Annotated in this window: 22 protein-coding genes and 1 tRNA gene; 8 read left to right on the plus strand and 15 right to left on the minus strand. The window is 59.9% G+C overall.

What is annotated here, in order from left to right:
• Nucleotides 1-88: 88 nt before the first annotated feature.
• Nucleotides 89-1,696: a carboxyl transferase domain-containing protein gene (locus OP10G_RS19700; protein ID WP_025228716.1), complete on the minus strand. Its 1,608-nt coding sequence runs from the start codon at nucleotides 1,694-1,696 to the stop codon at nucleotides 89-91.
• A gap of 119 nt (nucleotides 1,697-1,815) precedes the next feature.
• Between OP10G_RS19700 and OP10G_RS19705 the strand changes: the two genes are divergently transcribed.
• Together OP10G_RS19705 and OP10G_RS19710 are read left to right on the plus strand one after the other, a co-directional pair.
• Nucleotides 1,816-3,210 carry a HEAT repeat domain-containing protein gene (locus OP10G_RS19705; RefSeq protein ID WP_025228715.1) on the plus strand — a complete coding sequence of 465 codons (1,395 nt, stop codon included), beginning with the start codon at nucleotides 1,816-1,818 and terminating at the stop codon, nucleotides 3,208-3,210.
• A gap of 141 nt (nucleotides 3,211-3,351) precedes the next feature.
• A complete protein-coding gene (locus OP10G_RS19710; RefSeq protein WP_025228714.1) occupies nucleotides 3,352-5,904 on the plus strand; it encodes an alkaline phosphatase family protein in 2,553 nt (850 codons plus the stop codon).
• An 84-nt stretch (nucleotides 5,905-5,988) separates the two neighbouring features.
• On the opposite strand, the gene OP10G_RS19715 is transcribed toward OP10G_RS19710, so the two are convergent.
• Nucleotides 5,989-6,237 (minus strand): hypothetical protein, encoded by a 249-nt coding sequence (locus OP10G_RS19715; RefSeq protein ID WP_144241265.1) that lies wholly within the window; start codon nucleotides 6,235-6,237, stop codon nucleotides 5,989-5,991.
• 72 nt (nucleotides 6,238-6,309) lie between these two features.
• On the opposite strand from OP10G_RS19715, the gene OP10G_RS25130 reads away from it, so the two are divergent.
• Complete coding sequence (locus OP10G_RS25130) at nucleotides 6,310-7,998, plus strand: diguanylate cyclase (RefSeq protein WP_025228712.1); 1,689 nt, start codon at nucleotides 6,310-6,312, stop codon at nucleotides 7,996-7,998.
• Nucleotides 7,999-8,001: 3 nt separating this feature from the next.
• Here OP10G_RS25130 and OP10G_RS19725 read toward each other — a convergent pair.
• Both OP10G_RS19725 and OP10G_RS27030 read right to left on the minus strand, forming a co-directional pair.
• A tRNA-Pro gene (locus tag OP10G_RS19725) sits at nucleotides 8,002-8,078 on the minus strand.
• Between the two features lie 112 nt (nucleotides 8,079-8,190).
• Entirely contained in the window at nucleotides 8,191-9,045 is an 855-nt protein-coding gene (locus tag OP10G_RS27030) for a glycine-rich domain-containing protein (RefSeq protein WP_158409297.1), read from the minus strand.
• A gap of 87 nt (nucleotides 9,046-9,132) precedes the next feature.
• Between OP10G_RS27030 and OP10G_RS19735 the strand changes: the two genes are divergently transcribed.
• Nucleotides 9,133-10,398, plus strand: a complete 1,266-nt coding sequence (locus OP10G_RS19735; protein ID WP_025228710.1) for a bifunctional folylpolyglutamate synthase/dihydrofolate synthase — start codon at nucleotides 9,133-9,135, stop codon at nucleotides 10,396-10,398.
• Nucleotides 10,399-10,790: 392 nt separating this feature from the next.
• On the opposite strand, the gene OP10G_RS19740 is transcribed toward OP10G_RS19735, so the two are convergent.
• Nucleotides 10,791-11,438 (minus strand): uracil-DNA glycosylase, encoded by a 648-nt coding sequence (locus OP10G_RS19740; protein WP_025228709.1) that lies wholly within the window; start codon nucleotides 11,436-11,438, stop codon nucleotides 10,791-10,793.
• Between the two features lie 35 nt (nucleotides 11,439-11,473).
• Here OP10G_RS19740 and OP10G_RS19745 point away from each other — a divergent pair, with 35 nt between their 5' ends.
• Nucleotides 11,474-11,821, plus strand: a complete 348-nt coding sequence (locus OP10G_RS19745; protein WP_025228708.1) for an FmdB family zinc ribbon protein — start codon at nucleotides 11,474-11,476, stop codon at nucleotides 11,819-11,821.
• On the opposite strand, the gene OP10G_RS19750 is transcribed toward OP10G_RS19745, so the two are convergent.
• Genes OP10G_RS19750 through OP10G_RS26005 form a run of 3 tightly spaced genes read right to left on the minus strand, consistent with a single transcriptional unit; the run spans nucleotide 11,807 to nucleotide 13,997 of the window.
• Nucleotides 11,807-12,517, minus strand: a complete 711-nt coding sequence (locus OP10G_RS19750; RefSeq protein WP_025228707.1) for a hypothetical protein — start codon at nucleotides 12,515-12,517, stop codon at nucleotides 11,807-11,809. The two genes, OP10G_RS19745 and OP10G_RS19750, sit on opposite strands and share 15 nt — an antisense overlap.
• Nucleotides 12,518-12,521: 4 nt before the next feature.
• The gene (locus tag OP10G_RS19755) at nucleotides 12,522-13,181 is read right to left on the minus strand and encodes a hypothetical protein (protein ID WP_025228706.1); all 660 of its coding nucleotides are present in this window, start codon (nucleotides 13,179-13,181) and stop codon (nucleotides 12,522-12,524) included.
• A 24-nt stretch (nucleotides 13,182-13,205) separates the two neighbouring features.
• Nucleotides 13,206-13,997, minus strand: a complete 792-nt coding sequence (locus OP10G_RS26005; protein ID WP_025228705.1) for an FKBP-type peptidyl-prolyl cis-trans isomerase — start codon at nucleotides 13,995-13,997, stop codon at nucleotides 13,206-13,208.
• 52 nt (nucleotides 13,998-14,049) lie between these two features.
• On the opposite strand from OP10G_RS26005, the gene smpB reads away from it, so the two are divergent.
• Nucleotides 14,050-14,532 (plus strand): SsrA-binding protein SmpB, encoded by a 483-nt coding sequence (smpB, locus tag OP10G_RS19765; RefSeq protein WP_025228704.1) that lies wholly within the window; start codon nucleotides 14,050-14,052, stop codon nucleotides 14,530-14,532.
• A gap of 362 nt (nucleotides 14,533-14,894) precedes the next feature.
• Here the strand turns inward: smpB and rimM are convergent, their stop codons facing one another.
• The 4 genes from rimM to ffh all read right to left on the minus strand — a co-directional run bounded on the left by rimM (nucleotide 14,895) and on the right by ffh (nucleotide 17,576).
• Entirely contained in the window at nucleotides 14,895-15,395 is a 501-nt protein-coding gene (rimM, locus tag OP10G_RS19770) for a ribosome maturation factor RimM (protein WP_158409298.1), read from the minus strand.
• A 65-nt stretch (nucleotides 15,396-15,460) separates the two neighbouring features.
• Nucleotides 15,461-15,700, minus strand: coding sequence for a KH domain-containing protein (locus OP10G_RS19775; protein WP_025228702.1), 240 nt, complete (start codon nucleotides 15,698-15,700; stop codon nucleotides 15,461-15,463).
• Nucleotides 15,700-16,041 carry a 30S ribosomal protein S16 gene (gene rpsP / locus OP10G_RS19780; protein WP_025228701.1) on the minus strand — a complete coding sequence of 114 codons (342 nt, stop codon included), beginning with the start codon at nucleotides 16,039-16,041 and terminating at the stop codon, nucleotides 15,700-15,702. Before rpsP ends, OP10G_RS19775 begins: the two co-directional genes overlap by 1 nt.
• A gap of 203 nt (nucleotides 16,042-16,244) precedes the next feature.
• Nucleotides 16,245-17,576: a signal recognition particle protein gene (ffh, locus tag OP10G_RS19785; RefSeq protein WP_025228700.1), complete on the minus strand. Its 1,332-nt coding sequence runs from the start codon at nucleotides 17,574-17,576 to the stop codon at nucleotides 16,245-16,247.
• 192 nt (nucleotides 17,577-17,768) lie between these two features.
• Between ffh and OP10G_RS26515 the strand changes: the two genes are divergently transcribed.
• A complete protein-coding gene (locus OP10G_RS26515; protein WP_144241268.1) occupies nucleotides 17,769-17,966 on the plus strand; it encodes a hypothetical protein in 198 nt (65 codons plus the stop codon).
• Nucleotides 17,967-18,417: 451 nt separating this feature from the next.
• Nucleotides 18,418-18,693, plus strand: coding sequence for a hypothetical protein (locus tag OP10G_RS19790; RefSeq protein WP_144241269.1), 276 nt, complete (start codon nucleotides 18,418-18,420; stop codon nucleotides 18,691-18,693).
• 386 nt (nucleotides 18,694-19,079) lie between these two features.
• On the opposite strand, the gene OP10G_RS19795 is transcribed toward OP10G_RS19790, so the two are convergent.
• The 3 genes from OP10G_RS19795 to OP10G_RS19805 all read right to left on the minus strand — a co-directional run bounded on the left by OP10G_RS19795 (nucleotide 19,080) and on the right by OP10G_RS19805 (nucleotide 22,908).
• Entirely contained in the window at nucleotides 19,080-19,667 is a 588-nt protein-coding gene (locus tag OP10G_RS19795; RefSeq protein ID WP_084179546.1) for a DUF4230 domain-containing protein, read from the minus strand.
• A gap of 87 nt (nucleotides 19,668-19,754) precedes the next feature.
• Nucleotides 19,755-20,414 (minus strand): ligase-associated DNA damage response endonuclease PdeM, encoded by a 660-nt coding sequence (gene pdeM / locus OP10G_RS19800; protein WP_227624981.1) that lies wholly within the window; start codon nucleotides 20,412-20,414, stop codon nucleotides 19,755-19,757.
• A 7-nt stretch (nucleotides 20,415-20,421) separates the two neighbouring features.
• Nucleotides 20,422-22,908, minus strand: coding sequence for a ligase-associated DNA damage response DEXH box helicase (locus OP10G_RS19805; protein ID WP_025228696.1), 2,487 nt, complete (start codon nucleotides 22,906-22,908; stop codon nucleotides 20,422-20,424).
• Between the last annotated feature and the right edge of the window lie 216 nt (nucleotides 22,909-23,124).

Below are 23,124 nucleotides of genomic sequence, written 5' to 3' on the forward strand. Positions count from 1 at the left end.
TAAGGTCTTTGACCCGGCGGGTCACTGAGTTCTCCACCCCCAACCCCCTGCTCATCGCACGAACATCGACGAGGAGGGGGCCCGGCGGCTACATCCTGAACATGCTGAATCCGGCCGGCTGGACTGGGGCACTCGCCGCGGCCTCGATTCCCAAAGCGAGAACGCGGCGGGTGTCGACGGGGTCGATGATCCCGTCGTCCCACAGCCTCGCCGTCGAGTAATAGCAACTCGATTCCTCCGCGTACTTGGCCAAAGTCGGCGCCCGGAAGGCGTCCTGCTCGTCCGTCGACATCGTTTCGCCCCGGGCGGCGAGCTGGTCCAGCTTTACGGTGAGCAGGACGTTCGATGCCTGCTCGCCTCCCATCACCGAGATTCGTGCGTTCGGCCACATCCAAAGCTGGCGAGGCTGATAGGCACGACCGCACATGCCGTAATTTCCGGCTCCGTACGAGCCGCCGACGATGACGGTGAACTTCGGCACATTCGCCGTCGAGACCGCGGTCACCAACTTGGCGCCGTTCTTGGCGATCCCTTCGTTTTCATACTTCCGCCCGATCATAAACCCGGTGATGTTTTGGAAGAACACGAGCGGAACGCCCCGCTGGCAGCAGAGCTCGATGAAATGCGCTCCCTTAAGCGAGGATTCCGAGAAGAGGATCCCGTCGTTGGCGAGAATGCCGACCAAGTGTCCGTGGATTCGGGCAAAGCCGCAGATGAGGGTGGTTCCGTAGCGAGCTTTGAACTCGTGTAGACGGCTGCCGTCAAGAATTCTTGCCAACACCTCACGCATCTTCATCGGCGTCTTCGCATCGGTGGGGACGAGGGAGTAGAGCTCTTCCGGACTGTACAGGGGATCGGCGGGGGCGTTGGGCGTTAGGCGCTGGGCGTTAGGCTCGCCGAGAGCTTCGACGATATTCCTTACTATTTCCAGCGCGTGCGCGTCGTCATCCGCGAGGTGATCGGCCACGCCGGATAATCGCGTATGCACGTCGGCTCCGCCGAGATCTTCGGCCGAGACCTCTTCGCCCGTAGCCGCTCTGACGAGCGGTGGGCCGCCCAGGAAGATCGTTCCTTGCTCCTTCACGATGACCGTCTCGTCGCTCATCGCCGGCACATATGCGCCGCCGGCGGTGCATGAGCCCATGACGGAGGCGATTTGGGGGACGCCTTTCGACGAGAGCTGGGCCTGATTGTAGAAAATCCGCCCGAAATGGTCTCGGTCTGGGAAGACTTCGCTCTGCAGCGGCAAAAACGCTCCGCCGGAGTCGACCAGGTAGATACACGGAAGCCGGTTTTCCAACGCGATCTCTTGGGCGCGAAGGTGCTTCTTTACCGTGATCGGAAAATAGGTGCCTCCCTTAACGGTGGCGTCGTTCGCTACAAGGATGCATTCGCGGTTGTGGATCCGGCCAATGCCGGTGACGATGCCCGCCCCCGTCGCTTCGTCGCCATACATTCCGTTTGCGGCGAGGGTGGAAAATTCGAGAAACGGGGCGCCGTCATCGAGGAGGGCATCGATTCTCTCGCGGGCCAAAAGCTTCCCCCGCTTCTTGTGCTTGGCTACCGCGTCCGGGCCGCCGCCGAGCATCGCGCGTTCCATGCGCGCCCGGTAATCGGCCAGCACGGTATCCATCGCCGCCCGGTTCGCCCGGTGCTCGGAATCGTCGACATTGACCTGAGAGACCAGCGGATCCATCGCGGGAAAGGTTACCGCCCTGGGGATGGGCGTTGGAGTTTTGGGGTTTTAAGGTGTTGGGGTTCCTGATTTAGATGACTTGGAGCCGCAAATCAGTCGTACTCTAGACATCGACAGCCATGAAGAAGCTTCTTGCGTCGATTGCGCTTCTCGCCTGCGGGACGGCATACCTGCAGGCGCAATCCTGGTGGGCGATCGATTTTTCCAGGCCGTTGTATAAGGCAATCGACGCGGTTGGCCCCTCTCCAGCGCAGATCCGACAAATTAGAACCGAATTAGGGAGCGGAAGCTATGACGCCCGTCTAAGAGCGCTCGGCTCGATCTATATGTTGGGCCGTCCTGGGCTAGCAAAGGACCTGCTGGATACGGTAACTGATCGCGATACTCGGCTGAGACTGCCCGCCGCTCTGTTGTATTTCACGTTCTTCGAGCGATGCGAAGAGAATCTTCCAACCGGGGAGCTAGCTGAGCGCACAGCCAGGTGGAAAACCATCTGTGACCTGTGGCATGCGTCCGGTTTTCCTGACCGCGATGTTGGTCCAGAGTGGTTTACAAGGTTCGCCAACGAACCTAAGACTCTATTGGCAGGCAGACGAGCGGTCGAAGATCTGCTTCGTGAAGATAACTGGCGGGCGAAAGAAACGCCGAGTGACCGTTCGGAGGACCAGGAACAAAGAGACGATCTTCCAACGGGATGCGGAAGCTATGACCGTGGTCCGGAGCGACGGCTCGCTTGGGCTTACAAGTGCTGGCCGGAACTCTTTGTGCAGGTCATTCAGGCGGAGAAAGAGGCCAAGGCTGCATTGATGGATGCCATTGACGGTCCGGTTTCTCCGGCGCTGCGCACGATCCTGCTCCGCGCTTCCTTTAATTGCGACTGGAGGGTCCGTAGTTCTGCCTGTCGGTCGTTGCGATACACCCCATCTGCCGAGGTGGACACCGTCCTATGGCGACTTAGTCGTGACCCTTGGGCACGGGTACGGGAAACCAGCATAGATTGCATGGTCGACCGGCACCCCGACAGCGTGTGGCCCTTCTTGGTGAAGTGTGCTGACGATAGAGTGAGTCGTTTGAGAGGTTGGATCGCCAAATACATGGTGGAGGCTGACGCATTCAGATCGTTTACTTGGGCAAGGGAAAGAGTCCAAAGCAAGAATGCGAACGAGGCCGACACGGCAAGACTGGTCCTCGTCGAAAGCATTGGAAAGGTGATCGGCGTCGAAAAGTTTATCTGTGCCTACCTGGTCAATCCAAAAATGCCGAACCGAGAATTTTTGGGTCGACAAATCCTCGGCGAAGATTTTCCTGAAATCCGCCCGGTGCTCGATTCATGGCTGCACGATCCAGACCCTATGATGCGGATCCTTTGGTGCGATTATGTTTGCTGCCACGAAGACGTCGCGGCCATTCCCGAACTTAAACGGCTTATCCAAGTGAGTTCCGACGAAGTTAAGAAGAGCGCAATGGAAGCGTTGGAGCGTATCACCTCCCTCCAGGGGCGAGGCGATTCGTAAGCTCCCAGCCATCGCGCAAGACAACCCGCTCCCCACGCCTCCGGCCCTAACAGCCCAACACCCCGCGAAGCAAACACCCTAACACCCTAAGCGCTACCAACGCCTAACGCCTAACGCGCCCCAAAGGTGTAACCTTGGGGAATGGGGGCAGGGAAGATTCTTGTAATCGGCGCCGTCGTAGCCGGATTAGGGGCGAGCGCGCTTACTTTGCTGAGCAGAAGGGACGACAAGCGGCGCATCGTGACCGGCAAATACATCTCGCCACAGGGCGAACAGACCGAGGTCGGCAGCTTTCCGATTAATATTGCGTTAAGTCCGGATCGGAGATATTTCGTCGTCACCAACGTCGGATTTCGGCAGCAGCTCTCGGTGCTCGATTCGGTCACCGGAAAGCTCTTGAGCCGAACTCAGTTCTTGGCTCGGGCCAAGCAGGATAAGGCGCTTTACTACGGTCTGGCTTTTCGCCAGGAAGGTAGCCGTACGCTCCTTTATGCTTCGCAAGGGTCGGAAGACGTCGTCGGCGTCTTCGAGCTCTCCTCCGACGGTCAGCTCGAAAGGGTCTCTCGGTTCGCCGATCCTCCCCCCGCCTACAAGAACAAGATTCCACACCATGTGGCCGGCGTCGCCGTCAGCGCCGACGGCCGCACGCTCTTCGCCGTGAATAACCAGAGCCACGCCGAGAACGGCTTCACCGGCTCGGTTAGCTTCATCGATACCGGGAATGGAACGGTGACGAAAGAAGTGAAGGTCCCGGCGTTCCCGTATTCGGTAGTTGCGGTCGTTCGCGGCCCGATGGCGGGGAAGCGGATCTATGTCAGTTGCGAGCGCGACGGGGTCGTCGCCTCGATCGATACCGAGTCGGGCGCCGTCACTACCATCCGGACCGGCGGCGGGCCGACTTCACTGTTGCTGAACCGGGATAACACCGCCCTATACGTTTCCAACTCGAATGGAGACACCGTTTCTGCCCTCGACGTCGCCACCAATCGCGTAACGGATACTCTGCTGCTCCGGCAAGGGGACCTACGCGGCATACCGGGCGCGACTCCGCTCGGGATGGTGCTCGCTCCAGATCAGGAGACCCTTTACGTCGCCTTGGGCGACATGAATGCGGTAGCCGTAGTCGACGTCAAGGCCCACCGGGTCCGCGGACTGGTCGACGCCGGCTGGTATCCCACCGCAGTAGCGCTCTCTCCCGATGGACGACACCTGTTCGTCGCCAACGCCAAGGGCGTCCAAACCAGAAATCCGAACGACAAGCCGGTCCGCGACTGGGGTCAATACCATCCGAACATCATCGAAGGCACGGTTTCTCACCTGCTCCTCAGCGACGTGGAGAAAGGTTTGGCCGCTTCAACCGCCCGTGTGTTGGATAACAACCTCGCGACCGGCCATGCGGCCACGGCGATTAGCCGGCAATTCACACGCCCGCCGGTGAAGCACGTGGTTTACGTCATTAAAGAGAACCGGACGTACGATCAGGTGTTCGGCGACATATCCCGGGCAAACGGGGACGCCAGCCTTTGCTTGTTCCCTCGGGAGGTCACGCCGAACCAACACGCCCTCGCCGACCGGTTCGCGCTGCTCGACAACTTCTACGTCTGCGCCGAGGTTTCGGCGGACGGCTGGAACTGGTCGACCTCCGGCATGGGCAATGCATATACGGAGCGGAACGTGCCGTACAACTACAGCGGTCGCGGCCGCGCCTACGATTTCGAAGGAACGAACAACGGAACCTCCGTCGATCTGGAAGGAATGCGCGACGTTGCCACCTCCGCCGGCGGATACCTCTGGGATCAGGCGGCGAAAGCCCGCAAGTCGTACCGAAACTACGGGTTCTTCGTGGAAGGGAAGCCGGGGAAGGCCGGCGAGGCCGAACATGAAGAGGCGACAAAGCGGGCGTTGACCCGTCAGACCTGCACCGACTTTCGGGAGTTCGATATGGCGTACCCGGACAGCGACGCTTGGCGAAAGCTCGGCGTCGCCCCGGCGCCCCGGCAACTCAAGGCGTATGGTTCCCACAAGGATGGTTGCCGAATGGACACGTTCCACCGCGAGTTCAACGCCTACGTGGCAAAAGGAGAGTTTCCGTCGCTCGTCACCATTCGACTGCCGCGCAACCACACCGTGGGAACCGCCGATGGAATGGGCTCCGCACGCGCAATGGTGGCGGACAACGATTACGCGGTCGGCCAACTGGTCGACCTGATCAGTCACAGCCCGTTTTGGAAAGACACCGTCATCTGTGTTCTCGAAGACGACGCGCAGGCCGGTTTCGACCATGTCGACTGCCACCGCTCACCTGCCCTGGTTATCAGTCCGTACATCGAGCGTGGGAAGCTCGACAGCCGTTTCTACAACACCGACAGCATGCTGCGAACGATCGAGCTGCTGATCGGCCTGAGGCCGATGAACACCTATGACGTCATTGCCCCGCCGATCGACGTCTTTAGTGGTCGGGCCGCAAACATGGACCCGTACGCGGCTATCTTGCCCGCAAAGGAGATCGTCGGGGAAGTGAACCGGCGCGATGCCTATCGATCGAGGGATAGCGCGCGGCTTATCAGCCGGATGAGCGAGGAGTCGTTGGCCGACTTCGAGTTAAACGACATTCTTTGGGGCTCCATCAAGGGAGCTAACGCGCCCAGGCCACAATTACGAGGGGTAAGGTGGAACGCTAGGGATTTAGACTGAACAACCATCAAACATAGCCGGTAAAACGAGAGAGGGCCTCCTCAAAGAAGAGACCCTTTCGTAGAGACCAGGCGCCGGCGCCGTTTAGATGGAACTTGATGCTTCGACCCGACGGATCAGGCCAGCAGCTAGAAGGGCGGTCTTCAACCCGGCCAGCTCACGCTCTTCTTTTTGCTCGCCCCGCAAAAAAGAACGTCCCGCGACGTGGAAATCCGCCACGACTTCGTACCCCTGCGGGAGCTGAACGGGCGGCTCGATAACTTGCATATCACGTTTATGATCTATCACCAGACGAGCACCGGTAGCGGCATTCGGCCCTTTTGTGGGGGACATCGCAAGAGCCTAACCCTAACCAGGGAGTATTGCCGGGACGGCCTAGCGGCAAGGATCGGGATAATTTAAACATTGAAACAAGAGGGAACAGCCGAAGATGTCTCGCCGGAGCCGACCCCCTATGTTCCGCGCCTTATCGCGTCTAACAACATGTTGGAGGCGCTTCTCGAATCAATGCCCTTTATCGCCTTCGTAAAGGACGAAAACAGCCGCTATTTGTACGCCAACCTTGAGTTCGAGCGGCTAATGGAGCGCCCAAGATCTGAAATCGTCGGGGCTACCGATAGTGACCTCTTCAGTGAGGAAGGCGCGCGCCGCAATGTCAGGAACGATCGTCAAGTACTGGCGACCGGGGAAGTGCTTCGCACCAACGAAACCCTCCAGCCTGGCGGAGTTCCCAGGGAATTCACATCGGTCAAGTTCGCCTTTGAGGTGGGCGGGCGGCGTCTCGTCGGCGGAATGGTTTACGATGTCACCGAGCAGCGTCGCATCCAGCGGGCGGTTACCGACAGCCAGGCGCGGTTAAAAGCGGCCTTGGAAGCCGGCTACGACGCGTTCTTTATTTTGGACGCCGTCCGCGACGATAGGCATGAAATCGTGGATTTCGTGATCGTCGACGTGAACCGAAATGGCGAGCGGGTTCTCGAGCGGACTCGCTGGGAGCTCGTCGGACATCGACTTACCGTGCTCCTGCCGGAGCGCGCCGAGGCGGGAATCATCGGCCGTTTCGCAAGGGTCCTCGAAACTCGCACCCCCTCCGAGGAAGAGTTCACGATGGTGAATAAGGCGGGAGAGACGCAGTGGTATCGCAACCAAGTCGTCCCGCTCGGCGAGGGGATCGCGATTACGCTTCGGGAGATCACCGGTCAAAAACAGGCCGACGCGATGGCCCGCCAGCACACCCAGGTACTCGAGAATTCCCTCGGTGGAATCGCGTTGGTATCCAAGGAAGGCCTCTTTACATTTGTCAACGGAGAGTTCTGCCGGATGCTCGGGATGGTCCCCGAAGAGCTGGTTGGCCAGCCCTGGGATGTCGCCGTGCGAACCGACGACTTACCAAAGGCCCAGAACGCCGCCGAACAGCTCGCCCAATTGCCTCGCGTTGAGCTAGAGGTCCGCGGACGGCGGCAAGATAAGGCCACCTTGGTTATGCGCTGCGTCTTCATCTCCGTTTCTCGCGACGCGGAGCCAGACGGCTTTTATTTCTTCGCAATGGACGTTACCGAGCAGCGGCGTTACGAACGGATGCTGGAGGAGGCTAATGTTCGACTCCGAGAGCAGGCCGCCACCGACGCCTTGACCGGTGTTCGTAATCGCCGAGAATTCGACCTTCGCCTCGAGCAAGAGATCATCGAAGCAAAGCGATACGAGCGGGACCTTGCCGTTGTGATGATGGATGTCGACAAATTCAAGGCCTTCAACGACGAGTTCGGCCACCCGGCCGGCGACGACGTGCTTCGCCGGGTCGCGGGGATCGTGGTGATGGCGGCCCGCGGCATCGACGTAGTAGCCCGTTACGGCGGGGAAGAGTTCGTGGTCCTCCTGCCCGACACCGATCTAAACGGTGCTCGGCAACTCGCGGAGCGTTTCCGGCGCGCCCTCGAGGGTGCGAGCTGGCCGTTGCGGCAAATCACCGCCAGTTTCGGGTGCGCCGCTCTTGGAGAGGGGAAATCGAATCCGGAGAGCCTTATCGCGGCCGCCGATCGCGCTCTCTACGCCGCCAAGGCTGAAGGACGCAATCGAGTTTGCGTAGAGGAATAAAAATGGTCGGGGCGACAGGATTCGAACCTGCGGCCTCATGCTCCCAAAGCACGCGCTCTACCAAGCTGAGCTACGCCCCGACACGGGGATAGAGGGTACCCGTTCGGCCTCGCAGTTAGTGTCCAAACCCCATCGAGTTTCGTGGCACAGGCGGCTCGCCCGAGTAACAAACCTATTGTTATTCCCTAACCACTAGGATGGGTTAATGTCCGCCGCCGCATCCGCCGCCTCCACATCCATGCCCGCCGCACCCATGTCCGCCACATCCGTGTCCTCCGCACCCGTGGCCGCCATGTCCCCCGTCACCTCCGCCGTGATGTCCGTCGCTGGGGCTTCCTCCATCGGAGCCACACCCGCCCGAGAGGTCCCAACTCCCTCCGGCCCCCCCGCCCCCTTCCAACCGGTCTTGGGTAAGAAGGCGATTAAGAAGAGGATCACCGCGACGAACGCCGCCATCATCAGCAGCGGCACGATCGTCTCCGCGTCCCCGGTCTCGCCGCATCCCACCGCCGCTCCGGTGGCGATCCCGAAGAGGCTGAGAAAAGCGAAGGCCCGCTTCGCGCGGGCCTTGGGGATCATCCAATATTCTGCTGTCGTTCGTTCGGGAAGCGGCTTCCCGAACCTCGACTCGGTCGGAGGCCAGATGTCGATCGGCGGTTCGCAGTCGAATAGCCTCCGGTACGACTCCAGTGTTCGGTCGTACCAGTCGTCGAACTTCGCGCTTTCTTCCGGTCCTCCCTTCGTCGGCTCGTGGTGCAGCGGCCCTGGAAGGACTTGACCGCATAGGCGATCCCAATAGGAGCGAGTGTAGGTCAGGTGAAGGTGCCAAGCCTGGTCCACCTGGTCGGAAGGGCTGCAGGGGTGTCCAGCGGCAAAGCAGAGGAAAAGAAACTTTCGATACTCTTCGACCACCCGGTGGGTGTAGGGGTGGCTCCAGCCGTTTTCTCGTGCCAGGCGTCCACGGAAGCCAAGGATCTGTCCCGTTTCGTCGATTTGGAAGCTCGCGAGCTTCGTCCAGAGCTCACTCTGGTTTTCGTTTAGTGTCATCGAAGTCATGATACGACAGTCTCAAATCGCTCCAAAGGCCCTTAATGGTCGGTTAATATTCGAGTTGCAGATTCTCTCAGTTGCGGCATGACGTACCAAGAAGCGCTCGACTACATCGCCTCGCTCGCTCCACGGGGCTGGCGGCTTGGTCTTGACCGGATGGGAGCCTTCTGCGAGGCCGCTGGGCTTTCGGAGACGCTTCGATCTATCAACTACGTCCACATCGCCGGTACGAACGGAAAGGGATCGACTACCGCCTTCACGCAGTCGCTTCTGGTCGAAGCAGGGAAGCGAACCGGCGCCTTCTTCTCCCCCTACGTCGTCGATCCCCGCGAGCGTGTTCAGTTCGGACGATCGATGATCGGCAAGGAGGAACTGGCCGAGGTGACCGAGGCGCTTATCCCGATCGCGGAGCAGTTCACCGAGACCGAGTTTGGGGGGATCACCGAGTTTGAATTTAAGACCGCTGTCGGCTTCGAATATTGGCGCCGGAAGAAATGCGACTGGGTCGCGCTCGAAGTCGGCTTGGGAGGCCGGTACGATGCCACGAATGTAGTGACGCCGGCGGTAAGCGTGATTACCAGCATAGGACTCGATCACGTCGCGATCCTCGGGAGCACGTTGGCAGCGATCGCCAGAGAGAAAGCAGGAATTATCAAACCGGGAGTGCCGGTCGTCGTCGGGATATTGCCGCCGGAGGCGATGGAGGTCGTTGAAGAGGTCGCCGCCGATTGCGGTTCCCAGATCTGGCGCTACGGCAGGGAAGTGCTTTGGGAACGAAGCGGCACCGTGGTTACTCCGGCAGGGCACTACGACGGCCTTGTGCCGGGTCTAAAGGGAGATATTCAGCGGCACAACCTTGCGCTCGCGATCGCCGCGCTCGATGCCGCAAGAGTTCGCTTAGATCCCGAGCCGGCGCGTTTGGGGGCGTCGAGGGCGTTCGCGCCCGGGCGATTCCAGGTGGTTGAGGCTCTCGGAACCACCTTCGTGTTCGACGGAGCCCACAACACCGAAGCGGCTCGCAATCTGACGGAGGTGTTCCAAAGTGACTTCTGCTTCTTCGGCGCCCGGATCGTGACTAATATGGTTCGAGGGCATGAGCTCGACGACTTCTACCGCGAGATCCTGCCAATTATCCAAACGGCCCACGTAGTGCCGATAGGGGTCCCGAGGGCTTACCCGGTCGAAGAAACTCTGTCGGCAATTCGCCAACTCGGCAAGTCTGCCCAAGGGCACGAAACGCTGGAAGAGGGCCTGAAAGCGGCTGCCCTAGAAGCCGGGCCAGACGAACTTGTACTCGTTACCGGAAGCTACTACCTCGTAGGTGAAGCCCTTCGCCTACTCCTCCCCTAGTTTCGCTACATGGCACCTTCCGTCCGGAGTTAACACAAAGGCGCTAAGGCAGTAGAGTAGGGGCGGCAAACCCGCCCCTACTCTACTGTCTCTGTGTTTGTCTCCTCTCAGGGCTCGCCAGGCAAAAACTGGTTGGATTTAGGCTTCCAGCCGGCAGTCCGAGCAACTTCGTAGCGAAGCGAGAGACTCTATTTAGGTCTATATTTCGCTTGCCCGTAGCCCGGGGACTATGGTTTTTAACCAAATGGATTGACAAAGTAGGTTCACGCGTAGCCCGGGGACTTATCCCCGGTAGAACCCTGAACCGCGGCTAAAGCCACGGGCTACGGGTGAAATTGGACGAGGGAAATGTAAGCCTAATTTGCCAATGACCATGAAGCCCATGCCACGTTTTAATCCAACCACGCCGCGACGGCGGCATCCAACATCGGCTCGGTCAGCCGACCGGTAAAGGTGTTTTGCTGGCTGGGGTGGTAACTCGCGACGATCAACAAACCACTTGAAAGCCTATTCGTCGCCCCGTGCGAGAACGCCGGTTTTCGTTCGCCGAGCGTTCGGTGCACGTTATCCCAGGCTATGCCGCCTAAGCACAAGATCGATTTCCACTCCCGCAACGCCAGCACGCGCTGCAGGAAGACATTGCAGTTGGCCAGCTCGTCGGGGAGCGGCTTGTTATCGGGCGGCGCACAATGGGCCGTTGCGGCTATGAGTGCCCCGCGAAGCTCCAGTCCGTCGCCAACATGGGTGCTGCTTGCCTGGCTGGCAACCCCGGCGGTGTGCAGAGCCCGATAGATCCAATCTCCGCTCCGGTCTCCGGTAAACATTCTCCCGGTCCGATTGCCGCCGTGGGCGGCCGGGGCGAGGCCGACGATAAGACGCTCCGCGTCTGGGTCTCCGAACAAAGGCACCGGTCGGCCCCAGTACGTCTCGGCGGCGAACGACTTGCGTTTCTCGCGGGCAACCCGTTCTCGCCACTCTACCAAACGCGGACAACGCCGGCATTCGACGATCTCCTCGTTCAACACCGCAATCGGATTCATATCCGATCGTTCTACGCCGTATACACTCATGAGAGATGCCCGTTTACGAGTACGAACCAGCGGACCACGACTGCCTGATGTGTGACGGCCGCGTCGACGTCATCCAGGGCGTCGATGAGGAGCCGCTTAAGTATTGCCCGCACTGCGGCCTAGACGTGCGGCGGGTGATCAGCCGCGCCACATTCAAGGTTGCCGGCGCGCTTCCGCAGATGGACAAAGCGGGGAAGAAGGGGTTCACTACGTACAAGCGGGCGGAGAAAGGAGTTTGGGAACGGATCGACGGCGTGGGTCCGGATGTCATCGCGGGCACCAAGGAAGACATTGCCGCGGTCGAAGCGGAGAAAAAGGGGCCGAAGAAAGTTATCGACCTAGGCGATGCCTAGCGTTTCTTCGAAGCCGGCCATGACGTTCATCGCGTGTACCATCTGGCTCGCTCCCGCCTTTCCTTTGAGATCGGCCAAGACGCGGATGGTCAGCAGGCTATTCGGCGCGTCGGGAGCGAGCAAGAGGCGGTAGACCGCATACGGCGTCCCCCTGACGAGGGATGGATCCCATACCGAATCCTCATCGCGTCGCACGAAGAACGAGCGGCCAAACCGTTCCTCGTAGAGGGCATCGATGTCGTCCAAATCGTCGGGCGTTCGGATCTCGACCATCGCGGTAATCGCCACCACGCCGTCGAGATCGACCGGCTCCACGTGGAGATTCGCTCCGCCGTCCCAACCGGCCGAAGTAAGGAACGAGCTGAGCTCGCCTCCGTCTACCGCGTGGCTCGAAATGACGCTCGGGGTCTCCTGGACAAGGCTCGCCCAAGCCACTGGACCGACCGCGATGAGGGCAAGAGTGGAAACCGGCGCGGGAACGGAGACGGTGTCGGCACAGACCACAGGATTGTTGTCCATGAGCTCCACCAGGCCGAACTGCTCGGCCGTCGCATCGCCGACGCGCACCTCGCGACGCCAGGAACCCTGGTAAAAAATGATCCCCGCCACATCGCCCGTCTCCGTTCGACTAACGCGCGGATGGCGCGCCAGGAGAACGGAGACCGCGGGATCGGCGCAGATGGCGAGATCGATCATCGGATCACCCCCGCGTCATTAACGATGTCACGGTGATCGGATTTGCCCCCAGTCCCTTGATGGAGAGCTTCATCTCGTTACTGTTCAATGTACCGTCGCTCGCGAGCAGCGTAATTCGTCCCGTTCCGGTTGCGAAGCCACTGAGCGTGTAGGTTAGAACTGCCACCGACTTGCCACCGACCATTTTGAGACCGGCGAAGCGATAGGTGGCGTTCAACTTCCCACCTCCCATACCAGTGGAGACCGGAACACTCCCCGACCAGGTCTGCCCGACTTTGACCGGCTTCTTGGGGAGTGTCGCGCCCAGGTTAGTCGGCGTCTCCGAGTCCTTCGGCTGATTCCGGTCGTCGAGACGAACCACCGCCGTTTGGCCGGGGTTGACGATGCGATTTCCGCTCTTCACCTGCCCTAATTTGATCTGAACGAGGGCGTAGCCGTCCTTCACGTTCAACACGTTCATGGTGATGGGCATCTTGAATTGGAGCTTGCCGCCGGCCATCTCCTTGCCAAGTCCGCCGGCGGTATTGGAACTGTCGAGGTGGATCGATTGACCCTTCGTGTATTTGACGCGCAGCATGTAGCCGCCACGGACGCGTGTGACCTGAGCCTGCCCACTAACCGCGAGAGCGCCCAAGGCAAGGATCGAAAGCAAGCCTTTCTTCATTTACGTTTTCTACGCCCTGAATTCCTAGCCGACCTTCAAAAGGTCGACATCGAAGATAACGGGGCAATTCTGGGGCACCTTTTGATTTCCGTTCGGAAGTCCCACCCTGGGCGGAATGATCAAGTTTCGCTTTCCACCGACTTTCATCCCGATGATCGCTTGCTCGAGCGAGTCCATTGCCTCACCCTTACCAATCGTGATCGTAACGGTTTTCTTGTCTTCAACCACCTCGCCGCCCGGAATGGACATCGTGTAGCGGATCGTGACCTTGCTCCCGTTCTTTGCCGCCGCGCCGGTGCCAACCTTGATATCCTTGCCCTGAACGAGGTCCTGCTCGTTCTGCTTCACCAAGCCGACCGCCTCGATATCGAAGTAGAGGTCGGTCTTGGGCGGGATGCTGGAACTGCCGTTTTCGCCGTAACCGAGCTTCCAGGGGATCGAGAGCTTTCGCTCGCCGCCCACCTTCATGCCGAGGAGTCCTTTTTCCCAACCGGGAACGACGCTCCCTTCGCCCAGCACGACTCCGAACGGCTTGTTCTCGTGGTCCTTGGTCGAATCGAATTTTTTGCCGTCGGCGAAGGTTCCGGTGTAGTGAACCCAGATGGTGTCTCCCACCGCGGCCGCCTTGCCCGTTCCGACCTTGACATCCAGGATCTTGAGTTCCTTAAGCCCGGCCGAACTCGTGGCCGGCGTCGAGCCATTTTTTGGCGTGGTACCCGTGGTGCCGGCATCGGCTGGCGTGGTCGGGGTCTTGTCTCCGCAACCGGCGAGGACGAGCGAGGCAAAAACTGTGTAAGCCATTGGCTTGCAGCGCATGCAGCTAATCTACCCTCGGTTGTGGTCTCTCAGCGAGTACACTCCTCCCTCCATGGCGAAGAAGGGCAATACCAAAGAAGGAAAGGCTCCGCACTCGATTCAGAATCGCCGTGCGCGGTACGACTACGCCATCCAGGAGAACTTCGAGGCGGGCATCGCGCTGGTAGGTTCCGAAGTGAAGAGCATCTACCTCGGCAAGGCGCATCTGACCGACGCCTACTGCCGTGTCGTCAACAACGAGATGTGGCTGATCAACATGGACATCGAGCCATATGAGCAAGCCTCGGTATTCGCTCACGAGCGGCGGCGAGACCGGAAGTTGCTCCTACATCGCCGGGAGATCGACGTGCTGCAGCGGAAATCTCAAGAGAAGGGACTGACCATGGTTCCGCTGGCGGCGTACTTCAAAAACGGGCGAGTCAAGATCGATATCGGCCTCGGCCGCGGCAAGGCGCATTACGACAAGCGGGACAAGATCGCGAAAGACGACGAGCGCCGGGAAATAGAACGCGCGAAAGCAGGGAAAGAGTTCTAAGGTAGTCGGCGGTTAGCCTTCTGAGCGCCCCTTGAGCATCTTAACGCCTTCAATATCGACCGGCCACCCGGCTGCTAGCTTTGTATCGATCAGGTTTGCCCGGCCAATAACCTCGATGGTAACGCCAAGGTAGGTCAATGTCTCCCGGTCAGAATCGACGGGTTGAGACCAATGATTAGGTCCATCATGTCTACGAATACGTCCATCCTCTCGGGCTTGGAAAGGGACTGAAACCACTCCGCCTTAGCCCGCGCGGACTCTTGCTCACGATCGTGGCTAATGGATTCGTTCATAGGCGGCCGACTGCTGGGGTCTAACTTAGGGTAGCACACGGTTTGAGGGTGGTAGGCGGCCCTGTCCTGCTAGCTTTCTTCCCCGGGTAGCATGCCCGGAATCAGTTCGACCGTAATCGCCCCACCCTGAATGTCGATCTTCTTCACGAACTGCTTGACCACCGGGATCAGGACCTCGCCTACGACTAGAACGTCATGCGTAGGCATCGGCATTACTTCGCTCACTATGCCGAGGTTCGTGCCGCCGACGGTCACCACTTGAAGGCCGATCAGGTCCTTGGTTAGATACTCGTCGTCGTCGAGATCCGGGCGGTCGGCGATGATCGCCTCGAGATATTCCCATTGAAGGGCCTCGGCGGCGCTGATGTCGTCGACGCCGGTAACCTTGATGAGCGGGCGGTTCTTGTGCTCGCGGTATGACTTAACCGTCACCCACTCGCCTTTGAGTCGAAGCCGAGCCCCCTTCTGGAACCGCTCCCAAAACTCAGTCAGCGGCTGAACCTTCATCTCGCCACGCAACCCGAAGGCGCCGACGATTTGACCGATTCGGGAGGGAGTAGCTTCGCTCATAAAAGAAAACGAGCCCGCGAGCATCGGATCGGCTCGGAGGCTCGCAGGGAAGTCGGAATTAAAAACTAATCGGTGACGATCTTGACGAACGCCTTTTCTCGGGATTTGGCGGCAACGGCGCTAACCACGCAACGGATGGCGCTAACCACGCGGCCACTCTTCCCGATCACTTTGCCCACATCTTCGGGCGACACCCGCACGTAGAAGGTCCGGGTCCCCATCTCGTGCTCTTCATCGATTTGGATCTCGTCCGGGTTCTCGACCACGGACCGCACCAGCGTCTCTACGAACGGGCGATAGCTCATCAGGCGTTCTCGGCGGGGGTAGCGGCCACTGAGATAGCGGCGGTTCGCTTGTCGAGGAAGGCGTACTTCTTCTTCTGGTTGGGGCGTTGCTCCAGGAACTTGGGCAGAATGCCGACCTTGTTCAGGATGTATGCCGCGGTCTCCGTCGGCTCGGCGCCCTGAAGAAGCCAGTGGATCGCGCGATCCTCCTTTACTTCCATTAGCTTGGGCTGGGCCACGGGATCGTACGTGCCGATCGTCTCGACAAAAGCGCCGTTGCGGCCGGTGCTGCTCTCAGCCACCACTACGCGATAAAACGGTCGCCCTTTGGCACCCATTCTCCGAAGTCGGATCTTTACCATCTACTCTGTTTTCCTCTCCATAGCCGCGACAAACACGCAATGCGGCCGCTGCGAACCGCTTATTATACCAACCATCGTGGCATGGGCTTCTAGCCCATATGTATCCGGGGCATCTTGCCCGAGCAAAACCAGGTCGCTTTCCAAAACTCCCGCCAGACGCGAGCCGCGTCTGGTACCCACGGGCGGGCCGCCCGTGCCACAGCCTATCTCTTTCGCCCTTTTTTCATGAACTGCTTCTGCATCTTTCCAAGCTGCTTCATGTTCCGACGCATCTCGTAAAGCTGCCGAATGAGGTGGTTCACCTCTTCGACGCTGGTCCCAGAGCCGGCGGCGATCCGTTTCCGGCGCGAGCTGTTGATAATGTCCGGATTCGACCGCTCTTTGGCGGTCATCGAGAAGATCACCGCTTCGATCCGGTTAACCCCTTTATCGTCGATCGCCTCCAGCGCCTCCTCCGGAATCTGCGCGCCGAGGCCGGGGATCATTTTGAGGACATTCTTGATCGGGCCCATCTTCCGCATCATGCGGAACTGATCGAGCATCGTATTGAAGTCGAAATCACCGCGCTTGAACTGGGCTTCCAGCCCGGTCATGTCTTCGCCTTCGAAGGCGAGCTCGGCTTTCTCGATGATTCCGAGCACGTCCCCCATTCCGATAATCCGCTGGGCCATGCGGTCGGGATAGAACGGCTCCAGCGCGTCGACCTGTTCGCCGACGCCGGTAAACCGGACGGGGACTCCTGTCGCCTCACGCACACTCAGGACGGCGCCGCCGCGGGTGTCGCCATCCAGCTTGGTGAAGATGACGCCCGTGATCGGAATCAAGTCGTGGAACGCCTTTGCGACGCTGACTGCTTCCTGGCCGGTGGTGGAGTCCAGCACTAGGAACGCCTCGTTCGGGCGGACGGTGTCGTGGATCTGCTTCAGCTCCGCCATCAGCGCCTCGTCGATGCTCAGGCGGCCGGCGGTGTCCACGATGAGCACATCGCGCATCAGGTACTTGCATCGCTCCAGCGCTTCGCGGGCGATCTGGACCGGGCTCGACCCGTCGGTTTTGGCAAAAACCGGCACGTCGACCTGCTCGCCGAGCACCTGAAGCTGTTTGATCGCCGCCGGCCGCTGAACGTCGCAAGCGGCAAGCATCGGCTTTTTCCCCTGGGCCACCAGCCATTTAGCCAGCTTCGCCGTAGTGGTCGTCTTTCCAGACCCCTGCAACCCGCACATCAACACGACGGTGGGCGGCTGCGATCCAAAGTCGAACCGGGTTTGCTCCGTGCCGAGCATCTCCGTGAGCTCGTCCCGGACGATCTTAATAATCGTTTGATCGGCGGTTAGGGAAGCGAAGACCTCCTCGCCGACCGCCTTCTCGCGAACCCGACCTATGAAGCTCTTGGCCACCGCGAAGTTGACGTCCGCTTCGAGCAGCGCCACGCGAACCTCGCGGAGCATCTCATTGACGTCGTCCTCGGTGAGCTTGCCTTGCTTTCTAAGGTTCGCGAGAATCCCCGCAAGGCGTCGGGTGAGCGTGTCTAGCATGCGGGGATGAGTTTACCGGTGCGTTTCGGTATTACGGCGCATCGCGAAGAGCTTCGCGATCAGCTCGCTCACCTCGACTTCGGTAGCACCTGAGCCTTTAAGGCATTTTTCTTCACAATAGGCCCAAATTATTGCGATGACCGACCTCGGGAAGCAACGAATCGCGCCCGAAACTTGTCTACACAACTAGAAATGTTTTTCAGGAAAACATCACCGTCGAGCAGCTCCGGGATTGTGGCCGCATGCGTTGCCGCCATCGGAGCCGCCGTCGCCATTACGTTCTTTGTGAAGAAAACCCGCTCCCGCCGCCCGAGCGCCGTCGTCGACCGTTGCCTCCGCGCCGTCGACGAGCTAGAGAGCCGCATCATCACCTCGGCCGCTCGGGCATAGGAGGCCGAATTCGTTAAAAGCTCAGCCCCCGGGGATGCTTACATCGTGAGAAGATTGTCTTCTGATAATCATTATTATGAAGTTCGCAAACTCCCCCGGCCTGGTCGCTTCGATTGAACTGGCCGCTACTTTGTGCTCATGCTCGACCTTCTTCCCGATGACGGTTGCGGCAAACGGCGAAAATCGCGATGTGGTCCAAGAGGGCGGCCGGCGGAGGCGGACGGTCCTTTTTCCGTGGCGTTGACTCTGAACTCCGCATTCAACCCGATCTGGGCCTGAAGGACCGACAAAAAGGTGTTTGCGACCCTATGAGGTTTTCACAGGTTGACGTGCCCGAAAAGAACCGTGTTGAATCTAGACCGCACGTAAAATTACTGGTTACAGGGAGCTTACACGGTCTACCATTGCACTATAAATGTTTCTAGGCGAGATTTGCAGTAGGATGGTTTGCATGAAACCGCTCGTTGCGGAACAGGCTGGCTATTATCTGGCTGAGCCGACCGTATATCACCTTGCGCTCTCCGAGGATGAGATGGAGCAGTTGCTGAATTGCATCGGCTATGCGGTCCGTTGCATCCGTAAGGAGGAGCTGCAGACCCCGATGGCGGATACCGTCCTGGGTCGCTCTCTCTCAGAGGAGCTCGTGCAAATCCGAGACTCGATCCAAGCGGTCGTCGCAAAGGTTAACGAGGCTGCGCTGCAATCGAACGAAGTGGTGATGCTCTAGACCGAGACGCTCACGAGGCGCGTAAAAGGCGGCGGCTTCCGGATGGAAGGCGCCGCCTTTTCAGTTCGCTCTTTAGTGGCTATGGCCCGTTTCGGAAGCACGGCGATAGAAACGGCCGAAAAACTGCTTCGCGGAATTAGCCAACGCTTGAGTGCCCAGTACGAGGCCCAGCAGCATCAAAGTGATGATTTGGACAACCAGAGCTACAAATACGAAACTTGTCAAATAGTGCATATGATTCCGCCTAGTCGCGGTGTCTTGTCTTGTCCTGTCGTTCGGCCGGAGTTGCCAGAAACATTGGTTATCCTGGTCTCTCCTCACAAATGGTGGTCCATTGGCGGGCCAAGTGGCAGCCCCGGTTTCGGTGTAACCTGAAAGGGTTACCCTTATTTGACGGTCACGACAACTCCGGAAGGGACGATGAGCAGAACCTGCTTGACCGCATTTTGTTCCGCCTCCCTCTCGATTCCCTGCCGGATGGCGGCTTGTCGCAATCGAATCTGGGCGTCTCGCTCCGCGTCGAGGCCGATGTTCTCGTCTCTCCACAAAAGTCCGCGCCGGACGTCGTGAACCCGAGCATCCACCTGGGGGCGGTAAACGTGAGCGCGTGGAAGAATCAGATGGTCCGGCTGTCCCGTCCGGTGCTCCAGGGTCGCTTTGGACAGGTCCACTCCCGCCTCGACCTCTGCGCTTACTTCAACCAGCGCCGTGTTTCGGGTTGCCGCCCGAACCAAGCTTGCCGCGCCAGGCACGTAACTCGCCCACTCCGCCGGCTGCCTCGCCGTGGCGTGCTCGAATACGTTCTGATAAGTGAACCGGGCGCTGTGAAGGTCTCCCAACGCCTGAACCTTTTGCAGTATGGGAGCCGAGGGAACGGGACGTAGCGCTTCGAGCGAGGATCCGCGACCCATCAGAAAGGCGACTGCGCCAACCGCAGAAAGCGCACCGACCCAAATCTTCACTGGTCTTGTCATGTGTATAGTTCAACCCCGCGCGGTTCCCAACAGTTCGTGGGACCCAGGACCTGGTCTCTTTACTCCGATCAACCGGTCTGCAACGCACTAGGCGACCCGAATGACCCGCTCCTGGGTCACGACAAAGACGCGGTCGCGCTCTTCCGGCTGGATCATCGCCAATCCGGTGAATTCACCGAAGGCCGGCAGAATCGCGCCTTCGGCTCCAAATAGGAAGCATGCGAGGCGCAACGACTGCTTTCCTCTCCCTTCCAACAGAACGCCCGGGTGGAGATGACCGGCAAGTCGGTACCCATTCTCCACCGTCGTTTCGGGATAGTGGCAGAGGGAAAACGGACCTAGGGTAGTCGGCTCTGCTACCTCCCGAATATCCCATTCGGGCGCAAGCTTCCCCGAGCGCAGATCGTGGTTTCCTTCGACCAAGGTCATTTCGACCTCCTCATGGGCGGCTCGCCACCGAGCAAACTTCCCTGTCACGTCCTCCGTACGCCCGGCCTTGGCATGCCAAAGGTCGCCCAAGACGACGAGGCGACGAGCTTCCGTGCGCACCAGGAGCTCAGAGAGCCGACCCAGGGTGACGTCGGTTGATCCGGCGGGGATCGGAACGCCGAAAGATCGAAAGCTTGCAGCTTTCCCCAGATGAACGTCGGCGACAAAAAGGGTCGACTGGCTTGGCCAAAACAGTGCCCGGTCCGGGAGCAACCGGAGGCATTCCCCCCGAACGGTTATTTCCAACTCCCGACGCACCACTCGTTTATACGCCGTCCGGCGCTCCTATTTTGTCGCCGGCTTCGAGCTCGAGCTGGCTTGCCATCTTCTCGATCCGGTCATGAATGTTCTCGCTGGTGACCGTCTCGCGAAGCCGGTCGACGAGGATCGGAAAACACATCGGCGATGGGCGCTTTGGGTGGGTTATCAGCAAGTTTGACTGGCTCAGCCGTCCCAGAGACCGGGACAGTCGGCTCTGCTCCAACTGGCGCTCCAAGACTTCACGGTCGGCTTGTCTCAGCAAAAGGTTATTGGGATCGTAGCGGGCGAACACGTCGTAGAAGAGCCCGCTCGAAGCCTGAAGCTGCTTGGCGCTCTTGTTCATTCCGGGAAAGCCTTGGAAAACCAGTCCCGCGATGCGGGCGATTTCCCGGAACTGCCGCCGAGCCAGCTCGGCCGAATTCAGACTCGCCACGATGTCGGCTCCCAGGTTCTCCGGTGATAGCAGGCCCTTCGCAATCGCTTCCTCCAGCGGCGCCTCCTCCGGCGCCAAGAGCTCGAATCCGTAGTCGTTTGCCGCAAACGTAAACGTGATCGGCACGAGCTGCGAGATCCGGTATCCAAAGAGCGCGGCCATCCCTTGGTGCACCAGTCGCCCTTCGAACGGATAGAAGAAAAGGTGGTGTCCTTCCCTCGTTTCCACCCGCTCGATCAACAGGTCCGAGAGGGCGGGAATCGCCGACCACCGGGCCTGCAGTTCCAGAATCGGACCCAGCGTCTTCATCTCCGGGCTCGCGAGCTCACCGTTTCCGGCCCGCTCCAGTTCCTCGCGAATTGCGAGCGCTAACTCACTCGAAAGCGGCAGTCGGCCGCCCATCCACCGTGGAACGGCGCCACTGACACTGCTCGCCCGCCTTACCCAAGCCGTCATGTCCTTGATTCGGACAAACTCCAGCGGACGCCCGGCGAAGATGAACCGGTCGCCGGGCCGCAACCGGGCGAGGAACGACTCTTCCACCGTGCCCAACTTGCCCCCTTTCAAATACTGAACGTTGAGCGCCTCGTCGCTTACGATGGTGCCGACCGACATTCGGTGCCGTTTCGCGATATCGGCATCCTCGACGCGATACACGCCGTCGGTCCCCAAGACGACCCGGTGATATTCAGGATACGCTCGTAAACTCTCACCGCCTCGGACTACGAAGTCGAGGGTCCAGTCCCATTCCTCCTGGGACAACGTCTTGTACGCCTGGGTGCACTGCACCTCTCGAAACAGATCTTGGGCTCGAAATCCGGTGCCGGTCGCGATGGTTACGAGATGTTGAGCCAACACGTCCAGTGGCTTGTTCACCCCTTCCCTTGCCTCGATCTTCCCCGCTAAAGCGGCGTTCCGCGCCGCCGCGATGTCGAGCAGTTCGAAGGCATGGGTCGGCACGCAGGTCACGCGACTCGGCACCCCAGGCTGGTGGCCGCTTCGCCCGGCGCGTTGAAGTAGGCGAGCCACCCCCTTGGGCGTACCGACTTGAAGGACCCGATCGACCGGCGTGAAATCGACTCCGAGGTCGAGACTGGAGGTACACACGACGGCGCGTAACCGGCCCGATTTCAGCCCAAGCTCGACCTCGTCGCGCACTTCTCGAGAGAGCGAGCCGTGGTGAAGCGCGATGACATCCTTCCACTGCGCCTTGACCTGCAGGATCGACTGATACCAAATCTCCGCCTGTGCCCTCGTGTTGGTGAAGATCAGGCAGGTTCCCCCTTCGTCGATCGCCTCGATAACACGCGGGATCATCTGTGTGCCGAAGTGGCCGGCCCACGGAAAGCGGTCGATGTTCGTCGGGAGGATCGTGTCGATGACGACTGGCTTCCCCACCACGCCCTGCACGAGTTCCCCTTCCCTGCCGAGGCCAAGCAAGGTTTCCATCGCATCCCGGAGGTTCCCCAGCGTGGCGGAGATTCCCCACACGCGCAGCTCCGGCTTGAACGCGCGAATCCGCGCCAGCGCGAGCTCGGTCTGCACCCCGCGCTTGGTCGACATGAGCTCATGCCATTCGTCGACGACGACCAGCCGCAGATCGCTAAAAAGCTCGGTGGCATCCTCGCGCGTAAGCATCAGCGTGAGGCTCTCGGGAGTCGTGACGAGCGCGGTAGGAAGCTGCTTCTTTTGCTTCGCCCGGACGCTTTGGGTGGTGTCTCCGGTCCGAAGCTCGACGCTCCACGGAAGGTGAAACGACTCCGCCGGCCACTGAAGCGAGGCCGCCGTGTCGGCGGCAAGCGCTCGCAATGGGGTGATCCACAGCACCCGCAAAGGTGGCGCGTCTTCCCGGTCGACCGGGCCAGTCGCTTCTCCCGCCGCGAGCGCCTCCGCGACTGGCCCCATCCACGCGGCGAGGGTCTTACCGGTACCCGTCGCCGAGTGGATCAGCCCGCTCTTCCCCTCCAGATAGGCGTTCCAAACCGCCTCCTGAAACGGAAATGCCTCCCACCCCTGGCGCTCAAACCAGTCCCTGACTTCCGTGATCCCAGGGTGCATGAAATCGTCCCTCTATCTACGACGGCCCATAACCCGCCATCGTCTACCGATAGACGTTATTCTACTACTTGCTCGTGCGGCATGGCCAAGTAGCATCGTCGTCCCCGCCGACGATCCCGCACGTAGCATCGGCGCCCCCGCCCATGATTCTGGTGTACCGAAGGTACACCGGGCGCAGGTACGAGCCAACCTGCGGCTACACGTCCTTCGGACGTA

The organism is Fimbriimonas ginsengisoli Gsoil 348, assembly GCF_000724625.1.
Lineage (GTDB): Bacteria > Armatimonadota > Fimbriimonadia > Fimbriimonadales > Fimbriimonadaceae > Fimbriimonas > Fimbriimonas ginsengisoli.

Bases quoted from the DNA above. Each gene is read 5' to 3' on its own strand.
- OP10G_RS19700 (WP_025228716.1), bottom strand. From the start codon at position 1,696: ATGGATCCGCTGGTCTCTCAGGTCAATGTCGACGATTCCGAGCACCGG.
- OP10G_RS19705 (WP_025228715.1), top strand. From the start codon at position 1,816: ATGAAGAAGCTTCTTGCGTCGATTGCGCTTCTCGCCTGCGGGACGGCA.
- OP10G_RS19710 (WP_025228714.1), top strand. From the start codon at position 3,352: ATGGGGGCAGGGAAGATTCTTGTAATCGGCGCCGTCGTAGCCGGATTA.
- OP10G_RS19715 (WP_144241265.1), bottom strand. From the start codon at position 6,237: ATGTCCCCCACAAAAGGGCCGAATGCCGCTACCGGTGCTCGTCTGGTG.
- OP10G_RS27030 (WP_158409297.1), bottom strand. From the start codon at position 9,045: ATGACACTAAACGAAAACCAGAGTGAGCTCTGGACGAAGCTCGCGAGC.
- OP10G_RS19735 (WP_025228710.1), top strand. From the start codon at position 9,133: ATGACGTACCAAGAAGCGCTCGACTACATCGCCTCGCTCGCTCCACGG.
- OP10G_RS19740 (WP_025228709.1), bottom strand. From the start codon at position 11,438: ATGAATCCGATTGCGGTGTTGAACGAGGAGATCGTCGAATGCCGGCGT.
- OP10G_RS19745 (WP_025228708.1), top strand. From the start codon at position 11,474: ATGCCCGTTTACGAGTACGAACCAGCGGACCACGACTGCCTGATGTGT.
- OP10G_RS19750 (WP_025228707.1), bottom strand. From the start codon at position 12,517: ATGATCGATCTCGCCATCTGCGCCGATCCCGCGGTCTCCGTTCTCCTG.
- OP10G_RS19755 (WP_025228706.1), bottom strand. From the start codon at position 13,181: ATGAAGAAAGGCTTGCTTTCGATCCTTGCCTTGGGCGCTCTCGCGGTT.
- OP10G_RS26005 (WP_025228705.1), bottom strand. From the start codon at position 13,997: ATGCGCTGCAAGCCAATGGCTTACACAGTTTTTGCCTCGCTCGTCCTC.
- smpB (WP_025228704.1), top strand. From the start codon at position 14,050: ATGGCGAAGAAGGGCAATACCAAAGAAGGAAAGGCTCCGCACTCGATT.
- rimM (WP_158409298.1), bottom strand. From the start codon at position 15,395: ATGAGCGAAGCTACTCCCTCCCGAATCGGTCAAATCGTCGGCGCCTTC.
- OP10G_RS19775 (WP_025228702.1), bottom strand. From the start codon at position 15,700: ATGAGCTATCGCCCGTTCGTAGAGACGCTGGTGCGGTCCGTGGTCGAG.
- rpsP (WP_025228701.1), bottom strand. From the start codon at position 16,041: ATGGTAAAGATCCGACTTCGGAGAATGGGTGCCAAAGGGCGACCGTTT.
- ffh (WP_025228700.1), bottom strand. From the start codon at position 17,576: ATGCTAGACACGCTCACCCGACGCCTTGCGGGGATTCTCGCGAACCTT.
- OP10G_RS26515 (WP_144241268.1), top strand. From the start codon at position 17,769: ATGTTTTTCAGGAAAACATCACCGTCGAGCAGCTCCGGGATTGTGGCC.
- OP10G_RS19790 (WP_144241269.1), top strand. From the start codon at position 18,418: ATGAAACCGCTCGTTGCGGAACAGGCTGGCTATTATCTGGCTGAGCCG.
- OP10G_RS19795 (WP_084179546.1), bottom strand. From the start codon at position 19,667: ATGACAAGACCAGTGAAGATTTGGGTCGGTGCGCTTTCTGCGGTTGGC.
- OP10G_RS19805 (WP_025228696.1), bottom strand. From the start codon at position 22,908: ATGCACCCTGGGATCACGGAAGTCAGGGACTGGTTTGAGCGCCAGGGG.